This is a genomic window from Pseudomonas sp. C1C7 (assembly GCF_013359595.1).
In the GTDB taxonomy this organism is placed as follows: domain Bacteria; phylum Pseudomonadota; class Gammaproteobacteria; order Pseudomonadales; family Pseudomonadaceae; genus Aquipseudomonas.
In genome coordinates this window covers 128,131-146,162 of sequence record NZ_JABFMP010000009.1, presented here as the reverse complement: position 1 = coordinate 146,162, position 18,032 = coordinate 128,131, and the positions used below count along the sequence as shown (strand labels likewise).

The following is an 18,032-nucleotide window of genomic DNA, read 5'->3' as shown; positions in this document are numbered from 1 at the left end:
GAGTACCTCGAATGTAGACCTGCCCCTGTAGGAGCCGAGCTTGCTCGCGAGGGTGGCCAACGATGACGCTGGCCGCCTGACACCCCGCGGCGTTCTCGGGTTCATCGCGAGCAAGCTCGCTCCTGCAAAGGGTGAGCGTGTGGCTTAGCCGTTAGCGGCAGTCTTCGGTTCCAGTTCGCTGATGCGCTGTTGCAGCTTGGCCAGGTCAGCATCGATCTCGGCCAGCTTCCTGGCCTTGTCGGCCGCTTCCAGCTTGGTGTCGGCGCTGATGGTGGTGCGTTGCTTGAACAGCTCCAGCTGGCGGATCGGCAGCAACTGGTCGTCGCTGGATTTGAGGAACTTGCCCAGCTGCATGCCCTTGAGCACGGCCTTCTCCGAGTCGGTGTCGCCGTAACTGAAGATGAAATCGCGGATCTTCTGCTTCTCGCTGTCGCCCAGGGCCTTGCTCCACACCAGCGGGTCGGCCGGGATCAGTGGCGATTTCCAGATCACCTTGAGCATGGCCGCCTTGTCCGGCTGGGTGACTTCCAGGCGGTCCCAGCTTTCAGTGTTGAAAGTCGCCACGTCCAGTTGCCCTTTGGCCACGCTCAAAGCGTTGACTTCATGGCTGGAGTTGAGCGTGCGTTTGAAGGCAGTGGCAGCGTCGACGTTGTTCTTGGCGAACACGTAATAGCCCGGCACCAGGTAGCCGGAGGTGGAGTTCGGGTCACCGTTGCCAAAGGTCAGGGTCTTGGCGTTTTTCAGCATGTCATCGACGGAGTTGATCGGGCTGTCCTTGCGCGCGATCAACACGCTCCAGTAACCGGCGGCGCCGCTGGCGGCAGCGGTCTGGGCAAAGATTTCGCCGTTGGAACGGTCCACGGCCTCGATGGCGGCCTTGTTGCCCAGCCACGCGACGTCGACCTTGTTGAAGCGCATGCCCTGGATCAGGCCGGCATAGTCGGAGGCGAAGGTGGCGTTGACCTTCAGCCCGGTTTTCTTTTGCATGTCATCGAGGAACGGCTGCCAGATGCTCTTGAGATTCTGCGACGACTCGGTGGACATGATGCCGAAGTTGATGGCTTTTTCTTCGGCCTGGGCGGTGCCCAGTACACAGCTTGCAACCAGGGTTGCACTCGCAAAAACGCGACCGATACGGTTCAACATGGAAAGGCTTCCTGAGGGTGAACGGCTTGGGAATTGGGCAAAGGCTTATGCGCGGGCCATGACCAGCCGGGGGAGTGCTTCGGCGGGGCGAATCTGGTCGGCGCACATCAGGCTGGTGTCGATGTCGGCACCGTACAAATCGTTGAGGAACTGGCTGCTCAGCTCGGCGGCGCGGCCGTCGAAATGAATGCGTCCGCCCTTGAGCGCCACGGCGCGCGGGCAATAGCGGGTGGCGTAGTCCACTTGATGCAGGGTCACGACGACGGTCTTGCCGTCGCGGCGATTGATGTCGGCAAGAATCTCCATGACCTTGCGCGCCGACTCGGGGTCGAGCGAGGCAATCGGTTCATCGGCCAGGATCACTTCGGCCCGCTGGGTCAGCGCCCGGGCAATCGCCACGCGCTGCTGCTGGCCGCCGGACAGGGTCGAGGCGCGCTGCGCCGCCAGATCGGCCAGACCGACGCGGTCCAGGGATTGCAGGGCGAATCGTTTTTCCTCGGCATTGAACAGGCTGAGGTTGCCGCGCCAGCGCGGCATGCGCCCCAGGCAACCGAGCAGCACGTTGTCGAGCACGCTCAGGCGATTGACCAGGTTGAACTGCTGGAAGATGTAGCCGATGTCGGCACGCAGGCGCCGCACCTTGCCATTGAGCCGTCCACTGGCCTGCACCTCCCGCCCCAGCACCTTGACGCTGCCGCCGTTGTTGCGATCGCAACAGGCCAGGCCCGCCAGATGGCGCAACAGGGTGGATTTGCCGGAGCCGGAAGCGCCAATCAGCGCGACCATCTCACCGGCCGCGATAGTCAGTTCGAGGTCAACCAGTGCGGTTTTACGCGCAAAGGTCTTGTTCAGATGATCGACATGGATAGCTGCGTTCATGGGCTTCTCTGTCTGGTTGAACGACCGTCCATGGCCGCATTTGATTTCAACCGACTTTAGGCACGGGCTGTGTCAGCCCTATGACTCGCACATGTCGCTGGATTAACCATTTGATGAAGGTTTTGTGAAAGGTTGAGAAAAGATCTTTTTAAGCCCCCATGCGAACCCGCAATCTCGGCGCCACAAAGTCGAGGAACGCCCGCAGCTTCAACGGCAGCGGAGCCTGCCCCTTGTGCACGAGGCTGACCGGCAATGGCGACGACTCAAAAGGTTCAAGCACCACCTTCAGGGCGTTTTTGCTCAGGGCGTGCGCGACCTGATAGGACAGCACCCGAATCACCCCGACCCCGAGCATCGCCGCGTCGATGGCCGCTTCCGCCGTGTTGACGGCAAATCGTGAATGCACAGGCACGGATAACTCGGATTTGCCCGCCTCGAACACCCAGGCGTCCACGGATGCCAGAACTTCGAAGGTGATGCAGGCATGCCCGGTGAGGTCCAGCGGTGTGGCGGGCACACCATGGCTCGCCAGGTAATCGGGACTCGCACAAACGACCCGGCGCACGGCGCCCACCTGCGTGGCCATGAGCGAACTGTCGGGCAAGTCGCCAATGCGCAACGCGGCATCACAATGCTCTTCCATCAGATGCACGACCCGATCAGTGAGCATCAGGTTGATCTCGATCTCGGGGTAGTGGGCGAGAAATTCGGCCACCACCGGCACCAGATGCAATCGCCCGAACACCACCGGCGCCGTGACCACAAGCTGCCCTTTGGGCGAGGCGTATTCGCCGGTCGCCGCGCGCTCGGCCTCGCCAATCTCTTCGAGAATTCGCCGGCACGCCGCCACATAGGAGGCCCCAGCCTCGGTCAGCGACAGTTGCCGGGTGGTACGGTGCAGCAGGCGTGTCTTGAGGTGGGATTCGAGTTCCGCCACCTTGCGGCTGACGGTGGCAAGCGGCATGCCCAAGTGCCGCGCGGCGGCGGACAGGCTGCCAGCATCCACCACCGCGATCAGCACAGACATGGATTCGAGACGGTTCATGGTGCCCTATCAAATATTGGAAGGATGATTCCCGATCCTAGGGGATTATCCAGATTCAGGCGAGTGCGTAAGGTGGCCCCACATCTCCCGCGCGCGATATCCCATCGCAAATGCCGGAAGCCAACCTCAAAGGAGAGTGCCGTGAGCGCCCTGCCCCTGACCTCAGAAACTGCCTCCGCGCCAGCGGTAGCCTCTCGCGGCAAAATCATCATGATGGCGGTCATCGCCGGCGCGGTGATCACCAACATTTACTGCACCCAGCCGATCCTGCCGTTGATTGCGGCGGACCTGGGCCTCGATTTGACCACGGTCGACCTGGTGGCCGGCGCAGCCCTGCTGGGTTTTGCCACGGGCTTGGCGTTGCTTCTGCCCATGGGTGACCGATTCGACCGGCGCAAGCTGGTACTCGGCCAGATTGCCCTGGCCTTCTGCTTTGCCATAGCGGCGGCCATCTCGCCCAGCGTCGGCACCTTGATCGCCGCGTCGTTCGGCCTCGGCATCGTCAGTTGCGTGCCCCAACAACTGGTGCCGTTCGCCGCCGTCATGTCCAAACCCAGCGAACGTGGACGAAACGTCGGTACGGTGGTCAGCGGCATCATGGTCGGCATCCTGCTCGGGCGAACCATCGCCGGCGTGGTAGGTGATACCTGGGGTTGGCGCGCGGTGTATGGCGTGGAAGCGGCGTTCATGATTCCGGTGTGGATCGCCGCGGCGTCACTGCTGCCGCAAGGCGTGCCGAGCACCAACCTGTCCTACCCGCGCCTGCTCGCTTCGCTGTGGCCGCTGATGCGCGACAACGCGCCGATCCGCCAATCGATGATTGTCCAGGCGCTGCTGTGGGCCTGCTTCAATGCCTTTTGGGTGAATCTGGCGGCGCTGCTGGCCAATGGTCCTTTCCAGTTGGGCAGTGCCTGGGCCGGTGGCTTCGGCATCATCGGCGCGGCCGGTGCGCTCGCGGCCTCCCTCGGTGGCCGGGCCACGGACCGGTTGGGTTCACGCAGCGTGATTGGCGCCAGCATCGGCATTGTCACGCTGGCCTATCTGCTGCTGGCCGGTGCTCAGACGTCGCTGGCGTTGCTGGTGCTCGGGGTGATCGTGCTGGATATCGGCGTGCAGTCGGGGCTGGTGTCGAACCAGACCCGGGCGTTTGCGGTCGACCCGAAGGCGCAGGGGCGGATCAACAGTCTGTACATGACGGCGACCTTCTTCGGTGGCGCGGTGGGTGCGGTGGTCAGTGGCTGGTTGATGACGCGCTATGGCTGGTCCGGGATTGTGGTGTTGGGTGTTGCGCTTGGGTTGTTGGCCCTGTTGATCCATTGGATCGGCAGACCACATAAGACCGCCTGACCCATAAAACTGTAGGAGCCGAGCTTGCTCGCGATGGTCGTGAACGATAACGCGGGGAATCTGATGCCCAGCGGCGTTCTTCAGACCATCGCGAGCAAGCTCGGCTCCTACAGGATCGGGATCGGGGTTACTGGCCGAACTGCCGCCCCAGTCCGCCCGGTACGCCGTGGATATCGGTGTCTTCCCACGGCCCTTTCGGGCTGATCGAGCGGCTCCAGCCGTTGTTCCAGCGGTAGTAGGTGCGCTGGCGGTAGAAGGTGTTGGGCTGATCCTCCAGCACATAGACACCCAGCTTCGGATCCCAATGGCTGTTGCCCCCCGGCGGTGGCGCGAAGCTCGCCGAGGTGCGCGGCAGCGGCTTGGCGGGCTTGGCCGGGGTCGTCGGCGTGGTCGGTTTGCTCGGCACCGTCGAAGGAGCCGGCTTGGTGCCCGGTTGCGATGGCGGGATCGGCGGCGGTGTCGGCTGCTCGGGTCGCTGGACCGCACAAGCGCTCAGCCCGAGAACGACGCTGAGCAGGGTGATACGAGCGATGGCGGTCATGGCGATGCTTCCTGTTGGTTCCCGGGGGTTATTTGTCCGGGCTGTCGATGGTCAGTGTCTGCGGCGCGGTGGTGCTGCTGGCCAGAGGCTGGCTGCGTCCGATCCACTCGCCTGCCGTCGGTTGGCCGGCGCGGGAGATGCGCGCAACCAGTTGGACTTCAGGGAAGTTCGACAGTTTCAACTGCGGCATCATTGCGTCAGCATCGCCCAGCTCGACGGTCGCCGGCAGGTCGGCCACGGTCAGGCGCTTGGCCGCCAGCGGAGCGGGCGGGCCAGAGGTGGCGCGGGCAAAAATGAACACGCTGTCACCCGGCTGCACCTTGCCTTTCAGCTCCGCTGCCAGGTCCACCTGGACCTTGAGCAACGCGCCAGTCTTGGCCACCGCGGCAGGTGCCGGAGCAGGCACCGCAGCTACCTTGCCGCCGCTGGCCTCCAGCTTCTCGGTGGCGCGGGTAATGCCACCCTGCAAGGCGATGCGCGACTTGTCTTCCGGCGGCAACTGCACCATCAGCCGATTCCAGTAATCGATGGCGTCCTGATAACGCTGCGCTTCGAACGCGGCAATGCCCAACAGCCCCAGGCTGGTGACTTCGTCAGGATCAGCTTTGAGCGCTTCATCGGTCAGGGCCTGGATCTGCTCCGACCACTTCTTGCCCTGGGCGAAATACAGGGCCTGGGCCCATTGCCCCAGCAGTTCCGGCTGGCGTCCGGCGAGGTTCACCGTGCGCTCGAAGATCTTCGCCGCATCGGCAGGACGTTCTTCAGTCATGTAGGTACGACCGAGGAAGTACAGCGCTTCGGCGGATTCCGGCTGTGCCGCAACGGCGCGCTCAAGACGCTGGGTCATTTCTTCCATCGATTTAGGTGCGTGGGAGAACTCCCGGGTCAGCTCGACTTTGTCGCTGGCACCGAAATGCAAGTACAAACCCAGGCCCAGCACCGGTACCAGGATCGCCGCCAGCAACGGCGCCGGCTTGCCCAGGCGCGAGGCCCGCGGCGCGGCAGCACCTTCGGTGTCGGCCAGCAGTTCGCGCGCGGCTTCGGCGCGACCGGCTTCCATCTGCGTGGCATCGAGCACGCCTTCATCCTGCTGAGTCTGCAACTCAGCCACGCGCTCCTGATACAGCGCCACGTTCAGGGCGGTACGATCCTCTTCGAGCTGGGCGCGACGGTGGCGCAGGACGGGGATCAGCAGAAAACTCAGGGCTACCAGAAGCAGCAGACCTGCAGCGAGCCAGAAATCAATCATTCTTGGTTTTTATCCAACAGTTGGTCGAGGCGCTTGCGCTCCTCGGCAGAAAGCGAGTCCGGGGTTTCGGTGCGCTGCGCGCGACGGCGGCGGACGATCACGGCGATGACCACCAGACCACCCAGCAACAGGCCGGCGGGGCCGAACCAGAGCAAGGCGGTCTTGGCGTTCAGGGCAGGCTTGTAGCGGACGAAGTCACCGTAGCGGTCGACCATGAAATCGATGATCTGCTGGTTGTCCTTGCCCTCGCCGAGCATGCGGAAAATCTCTTTGCGCAGGTCGGCGGCGATCGGTGCGTTGGAATCGGCGATGTCCTGGTTCTGGCACTTGGGGCAGCGCAGTTCCTTGGTCAGCTCGCGAAAGCGCTCGCGATCCCCTTCCTTGGCGAACTCGTAGGTGTCGATGGCGGCATGGGCCACGCCGGCCATGCTCAAGCCCAGGACCATCGCGGCGAGCCAGCGCTTCATGGCTTGGCCTCATCGACCAGCGCCTGGTACTTGGCCGCCAGTTTTTCGCGCCAGACCTGCTCGTCGATCACCCCGACGAACTTGTCGCGAATGATGCCCTTGGCGTCGATGAAGAAGGTTTCCGGCGCGCCGTACACACCCAGGTTAAGGCCCAGGGTGCCGGCGTCGTCGCGGATGTCCAGCTGATAGGGGTTGTGGAATTCGTTCAGCCACTTCAAGGCGTCGGCGTTGACGTCCTTGTAGTTGATGCCGTAGATCACCACGCCCTTCTCGGCCAGCTTGTTCAGCACCGGGTGCTCGACCCGGCAGGAAATGCACCAGGTGCCCCACACGTTGACCAGCGCCGGTTTACCGACGATATCGGCGCGGGTCAGGGTCTTGTCGCCCTGCACCGTCGGCAGGGAAAACTCCGGGAAAGGCTTGCCGATCATCGCCGAAGGCAACTCGGCCGGGTCCAGGTACAGACCGCGATACAGGAAAACAGCGACCACCAGAAAAATCGCCAGTGGCAACAGCATCAACCAACGTTTCATGCAGTGGCTCCATCCATGCCCAGTACTTCACGCACCCGGCTTTTTACCTTGACCCGATAACGTCGATCCAGCGCCGCCAGCAATCCACCCAAACCTGTGAGCAAACCGCCGAACCAGATCCAGCGTACGAACGGTTTGACGTGTACGCGAACGGCCCAGGCGCCATCGCCCAGCGGTTCGCCCAGCGCGACGTAGAGGTCACGGGTGAAACCGGCGTCGATCCCGGCTTCGGTCATCACCGAGTTCTGTACGGTGTACAGGCGTTTCTCCGGATGCAGCACGCTGATTTCCTTGCCATCGCGAATCACGCGGATGGTGCCCTTGTCGGAAGTGAAGTTCGGGCCTTCGAAGTGCTTGGCACCTTCGAACACGAAGTGGTAACCGGCCAGGTCCATGGACTCGCCCGGCGCCAGGCGCAGGTCGCGCTCGGCACTGTTCTGGCTCGACAGCACCACGCCCAGGGCGCAGACCGCGATGCCCAGGTGCGCCAGTTGCATGCCCCAGTAGCTGCGGGTCAGGGTCGGCAGGCCTTTGATCAGGCCTTTGTGGCGGGTCTTGTCGAAGATGTCGCGCACGCCGGCCAGCAACACCCAGGCCGCAAGCAGGAAGGTCGCGAGCACCGCCCAGTTGAAATCGCCGTAAGCGACGCCGGCCACCACGGCCATGGCGACGCTGCCGAGCAGTACCGGGGTGAGCATGCTCATCAGCCATTTCACCGGGGTGTCCTTCCAGCGCACGATCACGCCGACTGCCATCACCAGCATCAACAAGGCCATCAACGGAATGAACAGCGCGTTGAAATATGGCGGGCCGACCGACAGCTTGGCGCCGGTCATGGCATCGAGAATCAGTGGGTACAGGGTGCCGAGCAGGATCATCGACGCCGCCACCACCAGCACCAGGTTGTTACCCAGCAGCAGGGTTTCCCGGGACCAGAGGTTGAAGCCGACCTGGCTCTTGACCACCGGCGCGCGCAGGGCGAACAGCGTCAGCGAACCGCCGACCACGAACAGCAGGAATATCAGGATGAACACGCCGCGCTCCGGGTCGGAGGCGAACGCGTGAACCGAGGTCAGCACGCCGGAACGCACGAGGAAGGTGCCCAGCAGGCTCAACGAGAACGCGGCGATGGCCAGTAGCACGGTCCAGCTCTTGAACACGCCACGTTTTTCCGTGACCGCCAGCGAGTGAATCAGCGCGGTGCCCACCAGCCAGGGCATGAAGGAGGCGTTTTCCACCGGGTCCCAGAACCACCAGCCGCCCCAGCCGAGTTCGTAGTAGGCCCACCAGGAGCCGAGGGTGATGCCGATGCCGAGGAAGGCCCAGGCGACGATGGTCCATGGCCGCGACCAGCGTGCCCATGCCGCATCCAGGCGACCGCCCAGCAGTGCGGCAATGGCGAAGGCGAAGGCCACGGAGAAACCGACGTAACCCATGTACAGCATCGGTGGATGCACGATCAGGCCGATGTCTTGCAGCAGCGGGTTGAGGTCGCGACCGTCTCCCGGAATCTGCGGCAGGATGCGCGAGAAAGGGTTAGAGGTGAGGATCAGGAACAACAGGAAACCGGTGCTGATCATGCCCATCACCGCCAGCACCCGCGCCAGCATCACCTGCGGCAACTGCCGGGAGAACACCGACACGGCGAAGGTCCAGCCACCGAGGATCAGGGCCCACAACAGCAACGAACCCTCGTGGGCACCCCACACGGCGCTGAACTTGTAGTACCACGGCAGTGCGCTGTTGGAGTTGCTGGCGACATAGGCGACGGAGAAATCGTCGGTCATGAACGCGTAGGTCAGGACACCGAAGGCGAACAGCAGAAAGGCGAACTGGCCCCAAGCGGCGGGCTGGGCCAGGCTCATCCACAAACGGTCACCGCGCCAGGCACCCAGCAGCGGCACCACGGCCTGAACCAGCGCGAAACACAGCGCCAGAATCATCGCCAGATGGCCCAGTTCTGGAATGAAAAGACCGGAAACAAGAAGATCGGAATTCATCAATCAACCCTCCTTCGCTGGAGCAGGAGCGGACTGACCACTGTCTTTGAGCGCCTTGGTCACTTCCGGTGGCATGTACTTCTCGTCGTGCTTGGCCAGCACTTCGTCGGCCACCACCACACCATCGGCGTTGAGCTTGCCCAGGGCAACGATGCCCTGCCCTTCGCGGAACAGATCCGGAAGGATGCCGCGATAGGTGATGGTCACGGATTTGTTGAAGTCGGTGACGACGAATTTCACGTCCAGCGAATCGCTGGAGCGTTGCAGCGAACCCTTCTCGACCATGCCGCCAGCGCGAATGCGCGTGTCATGGGGCGCTTCGCCGTTGGCGATCTGGGTCGGTGTGTAAAACAGATTGATGTTTTGCTGCAGGGCGCTCAGGGCCAGGCCGACAGCAGCGCCGACCCCGACCAGAATCGCGAGAATGATGGTAAGACGCTTTTTACGCAGCGGATTCACTTGCCGTTCTCCCGGCGCAGACGACGCGCCTCTTGTTGCAGATAACGCTTGCGGGCCAGGATCGGCGCCGCCACGTTGAGGGCCAGCACTGCCAGGCAGATGCCATAGGCCGACCAGACATACAGGCCGTGATGGCCCATGGCGAGGAAATCGCCGAATGACGCAAAACTCATCGAACGACCTCCAGGCTGTTTTCCACTTCGGCCTTGACCCAACTGGCCCGCGCCTCGCGCTTGAGCACTTCCAGACGCATGCGCAGCAGCAGGACCGCGCCGAAGAAACAGTAGAAGCCCAGGGCCGTCAGCAGCAGCGGCAGCCACATTTCGGCGGGCATCGCCGGCTTTTCGGTCAGGGTGAAGGTCGCGCCCTGGTGCAGGGTGTTCCACCACTCCACCGAGTACTTGATGATCGGAATGTTGATCACGCCGACAATCGCCAGCACCGCGCAGGCCTTGGCCGCGCTGTCACGATTGCTGATGGCGTTGCCCAGCGCGATGACACCGAAGTACAGAAACAGCAGGATCAGCATGGACGTCAGGCGCGCATCCCAGACCCACCACGAACCCCAGGTCGGCTTGCCCCAGATCGCGCCGGTGACCAGCGCCACCGCAGTCATCCAGGCGCCGATGGGCGCCGCGCATTGCAGGGCGACGTCAGCCAGTTTCATTTTCCATACCAGCCCGACGACGCCGCACACCGCCAGCATCACGTAGATGGACTGCGCCAGCATGGCGGCCGGAACGTGGATATAGATGATGCGAAAGCTGTTGCCCTGCTGATAGTCGGGCGGCGCGAAGGCCAGGCCCCAGACCACGCCAACGCCAATCAGCAGCAACGCTGCGATGCTCAGCCACGGCAGCATTTTGCCGCTGATGCCATAAAACCACTTGGGTGAGCCGAGCTTATGAAACCAGGTCCAGTTCATTACTGTTTCCATCACGGTTGCCGCTCGCTTCCACGAGTCGGTCAAAGGGTCTGCCTTACTTCAAAAGAAGTGATCAAAAATTGATCAGACCTCATTATTATTCGCCGACGCTGATCTTCAGGCCAGCAGCTATTGCAAAGGGTGTCAGGGTTATCGCCAGGGCGGTCAGGCTGCCAAGCCATAACAGATAACCGGTCGCCGGCATGCCCTGCAAGGCCGCCTGCAAGGCGCCACTGCCAAGGATCAGTACCGGGATGTACAACGGCAGAATCAGCAACGCCAGCAACAGGCCACCGCGCTTCAAACCGACGGTCAACGCCGCGCCCACCGCACCGAGCAGGCTCAGCACCGGTGTACCGAGCAACAACGAAAGCAGCAACACCGGCAGACAGGCGGCGGGCAAACCGAGCATCAACGCCAGCAAGGGCGCGAGCAAAACCAGTGCCAGCCCGGAAAAAGCCCAGTGTGCCAGCACCTTTGCCAAAACCAGAAGAGCCAGGGGGTGCGGCGAAAGGACCCACTGTTCCAGCGATCCATCCTCGAAATCACTGCGGAAAAGCCCGTCCAGCGAGAGCAGGACCGATAAAAGCGCCGCCACCCAGACCAGGCCCGGAGACAAGGTTTGCAACAATTGAGACTCGGGGCCGACCGCCAGCGGGAACAGCGATACCACGATCGCGAAGAACACCAGCGGATTGGCCAGCTCCGCCGGACGACGGAACAGCAAACGGGCCTCACGGGCGACCAACAGGCCAAACACACTCATACGGCCCATTTCCCCAGATCGATGTCGCGATAACCGGCCGGCATCCGGCTCAGCGTGTGGTGAGTGGTCAAGACCACCATGCCGCCCCGTTCGCAGTGGCCGGCGAGGTGTTCCTCGAGCTGCGCCACGCCCTGTTTGTCCAGGGCAGTGAACGGCTCGTCGAGAATCCACAGCGGCGGGCTGTCCAGATACAGGCGCGCCAGGGCAACGCGGCGCTGCTGGCCGGCGGACAGGGTATGACAGGGAACGTCTTCGAAACCGCGCAATCCGACCGCCGCCAGGGCTTGCCAGATCGCCTCATGGGAGGCCGGTTGATGCAGGGCGCACAGCCAGCTCAGGTTCTCTTCGGGGGTAAGCAAGTCCTTGATCCCCGCAGCATGGCCGATCCACAACAGATTGCGCGCCAGCTCCGTGCGCTGATCGTGCAGCGGCTGGCCATTGAGCAGCACTTCACCGGCGGTCGGCTGCATCAATCCGGACAGCAGGCGCAACAGGCTGGTCTTGCCGCTGCCGTTGGGGCCGCTGATTTGAATCATTTCGCCACTGGCCAGTCTCAAATCGAGATTTTCAAAAAGCAGCCGAAGGTCTCGCTCGCAGGCAAGGGCAACGGTTTGCAGGACAGGACTGGTCAAGGGTTCACGGGCCTTATACGGTTCAAGTCGGCTCTGACGCGGCCGTTAAAGAGATGCACAATAGTTGAATTGGCGGCCCGGGCGCGCGACCTGAGTCAAATAATTGCAATGTTTCGGGCAGCCTGTATACAACCGCGCGGCATTATACATGCCATTTCCTACTCCAAAGAGCGCATTTTCCCAAGGTTGTGACCGCGTATGACAGGCGAAATGAACATCCTCCCGCTACCGCAACCGACTCCCGCGACCTCGCGTGCGCAGGCGGTCAGCGGCGAGTTGCTCAAACTGCTGACGCCCATCGAGGGCCTGATCAACGCCGGTCAGACCGCCAAGGCCGAAGTGCTGTCGCTCAAGCAGGCGGACCAGACCTTTCAACTGCTGCTCAAGGTCACCCTCGACAGCGGTCGCCAGACCACGGTTTCGGCCACCAGCAACCAGCCGCTGGCCCAGGGCACCAGCATCGCGGTGACCCAGCCTTCGGCCGGCAACCTGGCCATCACCGTGCAACAGGCCATCGCCTCCAGCGTCGCTACCCTCACCCGCCTCGACACCGCGCAACTGCCGGTGGGCACCCTGTTGCAGGGCAAAGTGCTGACCTCCCAGGTGCTGCCGCAAGTGCCGGGGCAACCGACGGTGTTTCGCTCGATGGTGAGCCTGCTCAATACCGCCCTGAGCGGCAGCACCTTGAGCATCGACAGCCCGCAGCCCCTGCGCATCGGCACCCTGCTCAGCGCCCAGGTGCAAGACACCCAGACCCTGAAGTTCGTGCCCTTGAGCAGCCGTCAGGAACAATTGGCGGTGACCCAGCAACTGGTCAGCCAGACCAGCCGCCAGGGTTCGCTGGATGGCTTGCTCAAACTCCTGCAGAACCTGCCACCCTCGAACCAGACCTCCAGCGACCTGCGCGCCGTCGTGGACAAACTGCTGGCCGGTCTGCCGGACGTACAGCAATTGAGTACGCCCAAGGGGCTGCTTCAAGCCCTGGTCGGCAGCGGTGCGTTCCTCGAAACCAAGCTGCTGGCCGGACAGAGCCCGACGCTGGCCCCGGACATGAAAGCCGATCTGCTCAAGCTGATCGCACAGTTGACGCCGAACCTGCCGGCCAGCACCAACCTCAGCGCGATCATCGCCGCCAACACCCTGGCCCAGGCCATGCCAAGCTTCGTGCGCAATGCCTTGGGCATGCTCGGGCAAGTCAGCGCCAAACCGTCGCCCACCACCTTCCCGCTGCCCGAACGCCTGCTGCAAAGCGCCGAAGGCGAAGACGACCTCGAACACCTGCTGCGCCTGGCCGCCGCCGCGGTATCGCGCCTGCAAAGCCATCAGCTGTCGAGCCTGGAGCAGACCGGCGTGACCAGCGACGGTCGACTGGTGAGCACCTGGCAACTGGAAATCCCGATGCGCAACCTGCAGGACATCGTGCCCCTGCAGATCAAATTCCAGCGCGAAGAAGTCCCCGACCGGGAACAGCCCCAGGAACGTCGCGACGAGCGCGAGCCCAAGCAGCAACTGTGGCGCGTCGAACTGGCGTTCGACCTGGAACCCTTGGGACCGATGCAGGTTCAGGCGCAATTGATCCGCGGCAGCCTGTCCAGCCAACTGTGGGCCGAACGCCCCTACACCGCCGAGCTGATCGAAAACAACCTGGCCGCCCTGCGCCAACGCCTGCTGGCTTCGGGCCTGAACGTCAGCGACCTCGACTGCCACCAGGGCAAACCGCCCCAAGGCCCACAAACCCGCCTCGAACAACGCTGGGTCGACGAAACCGCATGAACCACTCCAACGCCCCACGCCAGGCCATCGCCCTCCAATACGACGGCCACCACGCCCCTACCCTCACCGCCAAGGGCGACGAAGAATTGGCGGAAGAAATCCTGCGAATCGCCCGTGAATACGAAGTACCGATCTACGAAAACCCGGAACTGGTCCGATTGCTGGCGAGGATGGAGTTGGGAGACAGCATTCCGGAAGAGCTGTACCGCACGATCGCGGAGATCATCGCGTTTGCCTGGAACCTGAAGGGCAAGTATCCGGCGGGGCAGGATCCGAATGCGACGATGGTGGAGAAGGACATTACTGATCGCGGGGATGATTACTGAGGTTTCGAGGACGCTATTGCGGGCAAGCCCGCTCCCACAGTGATTGATGGTGTACACACAATCCGAGTACGACTCTAAACCCGTGGGAGCGGGCTTGCCCGCGATGATGCGGGCACATTCGACATCAGCGGTGCCTGATACATCGCCATCGCGAGCAGGCTCGCTCCTACAGGGGATTAGCGGTGATCACATATTCAGTGTCCACCCCGATCCTTTGTAGGAGCTAGCCTGCTCGCGATGGCGATTTCAGCCGAACCGCAAAACTCAGTTCTTGTGCAACTTGCTCATCAACTCCGCCTCGGCCTGGGTCAGGCCGCAGGACTGGGTGAGTTCGTCGACGCTGGCACCCATGCCGACCAGTCGGGCCGCCTGGGCGAACGAGAGGCTGGAGGGGTCGCGCTGTTCGACCTGGGCGAGTTTGTCCGGCAGGGGCGCGACGATGGCACGCAGTTCGTGCAGATCCTCGCCCATGCGGACGTTGCCGTTCTGGTAATTATCGACGCGCTTGCCCAGATCCTTGATGCGCTGATCACGCAGCGCATCGCCCTGGGCCTGTTGCGCAGCGATCTGCTTTTGACTGCGTATGTACGCCAGAAACATTGCCAGCGTGCCTGCCCAAAACAGGAACAGGACAATGACCGCTACCTCGAGAATCAATCAGATACTCTCCAGTTCCGACCATTCTTCTTCGCTCATCATCTTGTCCAGTTCGACGAGGATCAGCAGTTCATTGTTCTTGTTGCACACGCCTTGGATGAACTTGGCGGACTCTTCGTTACCGACATTCGGTGCGGTTTCGATTTCCGACTGACGCAGGTAAACCACTTCGGCCACGCTGTCGACCATGATCCCGACGACTTGCTTGTCGGCTTCGATGATGACGATACGGGTGTTGTCGCTGATTTCGGCGTTCATCAGGCCGAAGCGCTGGCGGGTGTCGATCACGGTGACCACGTTGCCGCGCAGGTTGATGATGCCCAGCACGTAGCTTGGCGCACCCGGAACCGGAGCGATTTCGGTGTAGCGCAGGACTTCCTGAACGCGCATCACGTTGATGCCGTAGGTTTCATTGTCCAGCTTGAAGGTCACCCATTGCAGGATCGGATCTTCGGATCCCTTTGCCGCCGTCGCCTTGTCATTCATAGCCTTTCCCCTCGAAAAACCGCTCTGGCGGTATGTGTACGGTGCTGCGGCATTTGAATGCCGTCGCCTGTTTGTCGTGCAGATTTCATTTCAATTTCTGGACCGGTTTGCTGCCGCCCATGTGCTTTGCTCCGCCACTGGCGATCAACGCGGCCAGTTCGGAAACATCCAGCAGCGCGCACATGTGTTCGATCACAGTGCCGGCCAGCCACGGTCGCTGACCGCGATGGCTGCGCCATTTGATTTCGTTCGGGTCCAGGCGCAACGAGCGGCTGACCTGGTGGACCGCCAGCCCCCATTCGTAGCCCTGGACCGAAATCACGTATTGCAGGCCCTGCTTGAAGTCGTCGCGATAGCGGTCCGGCATCACCCAGCGCGCGGTGTCGAGCACCTTCAGGTTGCCGGCCTGGCTCGGCAGGATGCCGAGGAACCATTCCGGCTGACCGAACAATGGCGTCAGGTCGTGACCGGCCAGCGGGTAGATCGAGCCCAGGCAGACCAGAGGCACCGCCAGGGTCAGACCTGCGACGTCGAACAGCAGGCATTCGAAAGGCTCGGCCGCCCAGCTCGGACGTCCATCGGTTTCCACCGGAGGCGGCGTGTTGCTAGGCGGCAGGTGGACTTCGACCACTGGCGGGACGAGGGTCTGCGTCACTTCGATGACCGCTGGCTGCGGCGTCTCGACGACGGGCTCCTGAAGCGGCGGAACCTCGACTGGCGGCGGCACCAGGGCCTTGAGCAACGGGGCGATGGTGGATATCGGGGCCATGACCGGTGGCGCGGCTTCCAGCACTGGAGCCTTGATCGCTGGCGCTACCGGAGCCGGCGCAGCCGTAACCGCAGCAGTGCGGGCATCACGGACCTGCTCTTCGAGTACCGCCGCCTGGAATTCGTCCAGCACGGTTTCAGACGCGGTCTCTTCGGGCAAAACCTCGACAGGCAGCGTCAGTTCCTCGGGCACATCCTCCAGCAAACTGTCCAGATAGGACTGCAAGGCCAGTTGCGGACGCGACGTGATCTTCAACGGCCGATTCATTGGCATGCCCCCAGACGGATCGGGTTCATCTCACGCCACCTGCGAAACAAGCTGCGCCGCCAGCAATTGCTTGAGCAGCGCACGGTAGGCGAGAACTCCACGGCTCTTGCCGTCGAATTGCGAAGGCGTCAGACCGGCACGGCTGGCATCGCGCAAGCGCGTATCCACCGGGATGTAACCCTGCCAGATCTCTTCGGGGAACTTGTCGCGCAAGACCCGCAGCGTACCGAGGGACGCCTGGGTGCGACGGTCGAACAGGGTCGGCACGATGGTGAACGGCAAGGTCTGCTTGCGCGAGCGATTGATCATCGTCAGCGTATTGACCATGCGCTCCAGGCCTTTGACGGCCAGGTGTTCGGTCTGCACCGGGATCACCAACTGCTGGCTCGCCGCCAAGGCGTTGACCATCAGCACACCGAGCAGCGGCGGGCTGTCGATGATCGCGTAGTCGAAGTCCTGCCACAGCTGCGCCAGGCTCTTGGCGATCACCAGGCCCAGGCCGCTCTGGCCCGGCGACTGACGCTCAAGGGTCGCCAGCGCGGTACTGGACGGCAAAAGGGAAATGCGTTCGTCGCTGGTGGACAGCAGCAATTGCCCGGGCAGGCCCTGGGGCACGGTGCCCTTGTGCAGGAACAGGTCGTAGTTGCTGTGTTCCAGACTGTCGGGGTCGTAACCGAAGTAGCTGGTCATGGAGCCGTGGGGGTCGAGGTCGACCACGACCACACGCTTGCCCGCCTCGGCCAGCAAGCCGGCTAAAGCGATGGAGGAAGTGGTTTTACCGACACCACCCTTTTGATTGGCGATTGCCCAGACTCTCATTCGGAATGTTCCTCCCGGTCGAACGGATCGACCGAGAAATAGCTCAACGTGTTAATGCGGGTGACGGAGAATTGACGGAGCTCTCGCGTACCGGCGACTTGACCGGGGTCGGTGCAGTTTGTGTGCCAGCCCGCTTCAATGCCGCATCGGGAGTGGTATGAGCGGTACCGGTCCCCGTCAGGCTGCGGCGTACGTCCAGGTTGCGCGACACCACCAGCACCACGCGCCGGTTGCGCGCCCGCCCCTCGGCCGTGGCGTTGTTGGCCACCGGCTGGAACTCGCCGTAACCCACCGACGCCAGACGACCGGGGTTGACCCCCTGCATCGCCAGCATGCGCACGATGCTCGCCGAACGGGCCGACGACAGTTCCCAGTTGGTCGGATACTGCGCGGTACGGATCGGTTGATCGTCGGTGAAGCCTTCGACGTGAATCGGGTTGTCGAACGGCTTCAGGATCGCCGCGACCTTGTCGATGATGTTGAACGCGATGTCGCTGGGCATCGCATCGCCACTGCCGAACAACAGGCTGGAATTGAGTTCGATCTCGACCCACAACTCGTTGCCGCGCACGGTCATCTGGTTGGAGCTGATCAGGTCGCCGAACGCCGCGCTGATGTCATCGGCGATGCTCTTGAGCGGATCGCTGGCACCGGCCACCCCGGCATCGACCTGATCGCTGTCCTTGACCAGAGGCTTGGCCGGCGTCACGGTCTTGGGCCGCTCATCGCCGATGGGGATCGGCTTGAGGGCGCGATCGGTATCGGTGAAGACCCCGATCAGCGCCTCGGAAATGATCTTGTACTTGCCTTCGTTGACCGAAGAAATGGAGTACATCACCACGAAAAATGCGAACAGCAAGGTGATGAAGTCGGCATAGGAAACCAGCCAACGTTCATGGTTTACATGCTCTTCATGCTGGCGACGACGGGCCATGAGGTTATTCCC

General features: G+C 62.6%; 21 protein-coding genes. 3 read left to right on the top strand and 18 right to left on the bottom strand.

The genetic code is table 11. The features are described from left to right. Positions 1-144: 144 nt before the first annotated feature. From phnD to HNO86_RS10240, 3 genes are all read right to left on the bottom strand, one after another. Positions 145-1,146, bottom strand: a complete 1,002-nt coding sequence (gene phnD, locus HNO86_RS10250) for a phosphonate ABC transporter substrate-binding protein (RefSeq protein ID WP_175376879.1) — start codon at positions 1,144-1,146, stop codon at positions 145-147. Positions 1,147-1,191: 45 nt separating this feature from the next. Then, positions 1,192-2,025, bottom strand: a complete 834-nt coding sequence (gene phnC, locus HNO86_RS10245) for a phosphonate ABC transporter ATP-binding protein (RefSeq protein WP_175376878.1) — start codon at positions 2,023-2,025, stop codon at positions 1,192-1,194. A 148-nt stretch (positions 2,026-2,173) separates the two neighbouring features. Beyond that, positions 2,174-3,070 carry a LysR family transcriptional regulator gene (locus HNO86_RS10240; protein WP_175376877.1) on the bottom strand — a complete coding sequence of 299 codons (897 nt, stop codon included), beginning with the start codon at positions 3,068-3,070 and terminating at the stop codon, positions 2,174-2,176. 141 nt (positions 3,071-3,211) lie between these two features. On the opposite strand from HNO86_RS10240, the gene HNO86_RS10235 reads away from it, so the two are divergent. Then, complete coding sequence (locus HNO86_RS10235) at positions 3,212-4,417, top strand: MFS transporter (protein WP_372242524.1); 1,206 nt, start codon at positions 3,212-3,214, stop codon at positions 4,415-4,417. Between the two features lie 127 nt (positions 4,418-4,544). Here HNO86_RS10235 and HNO86_RS10230 read toward each other — a convergent pair whose 3' ends face one another. The 10 genes from HNO86_RS10230 to ccmA all read right to left on the bottom strand — a co-directional run bounded on the left by HNO86_RS10230 (position 4,545) and on the right by ccmA (position 11,989). After that, positions 4,545-4,958, bottom strand: a complete 414-nt coding sequence (locus HNO86_RS10230; protein WP_175376875.1) for a hypothetical protein — start codon at positions 4,956-4,958, stop codon at positions 4,545-4,547. Positions 4,959-4,986: 28 nt separating this feature from the next. Continuing rightward, entirely contained in the window at positions 4,987-6,207 is a 1,221-nt protein-coding gene (gene ccmI, locus HNO86_RS10225) for a c-type cytochrome biogenesis protein CcmI (RefSeq protein ID WP_175376874.1), read from the bottom strand. After that, the gene (locus tag HNO86_RS10220; protein WP_175376873.1) at positions 6,204-6,674 is read right to left on the bottom strand and encodes a cytochrome c-type biogenesis protein; all 471 of its coding nucleotides are present in this window, start codon (positions 6,672-6,674) and stop codon (positions 6,204-6,206) included. Before HNO86_RS10220 ends, ccmI begins: the two co-directional genes overlap by 4 nt. Then, positions 6,671-7,207, bottom strand: a complete 537-nt coding sequence (locus tag HNO86_RS10215) for a DsbE family thiol:disulfide interchange protein (RefSeq protein ID WP_175376872.1) — start codon at positions 7,205-7,207, stop codon at positions 6,671-6,673. The genes HNO86_RS10220 and HNO86_RS10215 overlap by 4 nt, the downstream gene beginning before the upstream one ends. After that, complete coding sequence (locus HNO86_RS10210; protein WP_175376871.1) at positions 7,204-9,207, bottom strand: heme lyase CcmF/NrfE family subunit; 2,004 nt, start codon at positions 9,205-9,207, stop codon at positions 7,204-7,206. The genes HNO86_RS10215 and HNO86_RS10210 overlap by 4 nt, the downstream gene beginning before the upstream one ends. Positions 9,208-9,210: 3 nt before the next feature. Beyond that, positions 9,211-9,666 carry a cytochrome c maturation protein CcmE gene (gene ccmE / locus HNO86_RS10205; RefSeq protein WP_175376870.1) on the bottom strand — a complete coding sequence of 152 codons (456 nt, stop codon included), beginning with the start codon at positions 9,664-9,666 and terminating at the stop codon, positions 9,211-9,213. Further along, on the bottom strand, positions 9,663-9,839 hold the full coding sequence (gene ccmD, locus HNO86_RS10200) for a heme exporter protein CcmD (protein ID WP_008055370.1): 177 nt from the start codon (positions 9,837-9,839) through the stop codon (positions 9,663-9,665). The genes ccmE and ccmD overlap by 4 nt, the downstream gene beginning before the upstream one ends. Then, the gene (locus tag HNO86_RS10195) at positions 9,836-10,591 is read right to left on the bottom strand and encodes a heme ABC transporter permease (protein WP_175376869.1); all 756 of its coding nucleotides are present in this window, start codon (positions 10,589-10,591) and stop codon (positions 9,836-9,838) included. The genes ccmD and HNO86_RS10195 overlap by 4 nt, the downstream gene beginning before the upstream one ends. A 97-nt stretch (positions 10,592-10,688) precedes the next feature. Next, complete coding sequence (ccmB, locus tag HNO86_RS10190; protein ID WP_007980754.1) at positions 10,689-11,357, bottom strand: heme exporter protein CcmB; 669 nt, start codon at positions 11,355-11,357, stop codon at positions 10,689-10,691. Beyond that, on the bottom strand, positions 11,354-11,989 hold the full coding sequence (gene ccmA, locus HNO86_RS10185) for a cytochrome c biogenesis heme-transporting ATPase CcmA (RefSeq protein WP_175376868.1): 636 nt from the start codon (positions 11,987-11,989) through the stop codon (positions 11,354-11,356). The genes ccmB and ccmA overlap by 4 nt, the downstream gene beginning before the upstream one ends. Before the next feature lie 198 nt (positions 11,990-12,187). On the opposite strand from ccmA, the gene HNO86_RS10180 reads away from it, so the two are divergent. Together HNO86_RS10180 and HNO86_RS10175 are read left to right on the top strand one after the other, a co-directional pair. Next, positions 12,188-13,762 (top strand): flagellar hook-length control protein FliK, encoded by a 1,575-nt coding sequence (locus HNO86_RS10180; protein ID WP_175376867.1) that lies wholly within the window; start codon positions 12,188-12,190, stop codon positions 13,760-13,762. Further along, a complete protein-coding gene (locus HNO86_RS10175) occupies positions 13,759-14,088 on the top strand; it encodes an EscU/YscU/HrcU family type III secretion system export apparatus switch protein (protein WP_175376866.1) in 330 nt (109 codons plus the stop codon). The genes HNO86_RS10180 and HNO86_RS10175 overlap by 4 nt, the downstream gene beginning before the upstream one ends. 264 nt (positions 14,089-14,352) lie before the next feature. Here the strand turns inward: HNO86_RS10175 and HNO86_RS10170 are convergent, their stop codons facing one another. From HNO86_RS10170 to motD, 5 genes are all read right to left on the bottom strand, one after another. After that, positions 14,353-14,745, bottom strand: coding sequence for a DUF2802 domain-containing protein (locus HNO86_RS10170; protein ID WP_175376865.1), 393 nt, complete (start codon positions 14,743-14,745; stop codon positions 14,353-14,355). Further along, entirely contained in the window at positions 14,746-15,231 is a 486-nt protein-coding gene (locus tag HNO86_RS10165) for a chemotaxis protein CheW (protein ID WP_007980742.1), read from the bottom strand. Positions 15,232-15,316: 85 nt separating this feature from the next. Next, positions 15,317-16,267 carry a CheW domain-containing protein gene (locus tag HNO86_RS10160; protein ID WP_175376864.1) on the bottom strand — a complete coding sequence of 317 codons (951 nt, stop codon included), beginning with the start codon at positions 16,265-16,267 and terminating at the stop codon, positions 15,317-15,319. A 30-nt stretch (positions 16,268-16,297) separates the two neighbouring features. Continuing rightward, entirely contained in the window at positions 16,298-17,086 is a 789-nt protein-coding gene (locus tag HNO86_RS10155) for a ParA family protein (RefSeq protein WP_175376863.1), read from the bottom strand. Between the two features lie 43 nt (positions 17,087-17,129). After that, complete coding sequence (motD, locus tag HNO86_RS10150) at positions 17,130-18,020, bottom strand: flagellar motor protein MotD (RefSeq protein WP_175376862.1); 891 nt, start codon at positions 18,018-18,020, stop codon at positions 17,130-17,132. Positions 18,021-18,032: the final 12 nt, after the last annotated feature.

Coding starts and splice junctions, on each gene's coding strand:
- HNO86_RS10195 (WP_175376869.1), bottom strand. CDS start 10,591: ATGAACTGGACCTGGTTTCATAAGCTCGGCTCACCCAAGTGGTTTTAT.
- HNO86_RS10240 (WP_175376877.1), bottom strand. CDS start 3,070: ATGAACCGTCTCGAATCCATGTCTGTGCTGATCGCGGTGGTGGATGCT.
- HNO86_RS10160 (WP_175376864.1), bottom strand. CDS start 16,267: ATGAATCGGCCGTTGAAGATCACGTCGCGTCCGCAACTGGCCTTGCAG.
- HNO86_RS10165 (WP_007980742.1), bottom strand. CDS start 15,231: ATGAATGACAAGGCGACGGCGGCAAAGGGATCCGAAGATCCGATCCTG.
- ccmD (WP_008055370.1), bottom strand. CDS start 9,839: ATGAGTTTTGCGTCATTCGGCGATTTCCTCGCCATGGGCCATCACGGC.
- HNO86_RS10215 (WP_175376872.1), bottom strand. CDS start 7,207: ATGAAACGTTGGTTGATGCTGTTGCCACTGGCGATTTTTCTGGTGGTC.
- ccmI (WP_175376874.1), bottom strand. CDS start 6,207: ATGATTGATTTCTGGCTCGCTGCAGGTCTGCTGCTTCTGGTAGCCCTG.
- ccmB (WP_007980754.1), bottom strand. CDS start 11,357: ATGAGTGTGTTTGGCCTGTTGGTCGCCCGTGAGGCCCGTTTGCTGTTC.
- motD (WP_175376862.1), bottom strand. CDS start 18,020: ATGGCCCGTCGTCGCCAGCATGAAGAGCATGTAAACCATGAACGTTGG.
- phnC (WP_175376878.1), bottom strand. CDS start 2,025: ATGAACGCAGCTATCCATGTCGATCATCTGAACAAGACCTTTGCGCGT.
- HNO86_RS10220 (WP_175376873.1), bottom strand. CDS start 6,674: ATGAAGCGCTGGCTCGCCGCGATGGTCCTGGGCTTGAGCATGGCCGGC.
- HNO86_RS10175 (WP_175376866.1), top strand. CDS start 13,759: ATGAACCACTCCAACGCCCCACGCCAGGCCATCGCCCTCCAATACGAC.
- HNO86_RS10155 (WP_175376863.1), bottom strand. CDS start 17,086: ATGAGAGTCTGGGCAATCGCCAATCAAAAGGGTGGTGTCGGTAAAACC.
- HNO86_RS10230 (WP_175376875.1), bottom strand. CDS start 4,958: ATGACCGCCATCGCTCGTATCACCCTGCTCAGCGTCGTTCTCGGGCTG.
- HNO86_RS10180 (WP_175376867.1), top strand. CDS start 12,188: ATGACAGGCGAAATGAACATCCTCCCGCTACCGCAACCGACTCCCGCG.
- phnD (WP_175376879.1), bottom strand. CDS start 1,146: ATGTTGAACCGTATCGGTCGCGTTTTTGCGAGTGCAACCCTGGTTGCA.
- HNO86_RS10210 (WP_175376871.1), bottom strand. CDS start 9,207: ATGAATTCCGATCTTCTTGTTTCCGGTCTTTTCATTCCAGAACTGGGC.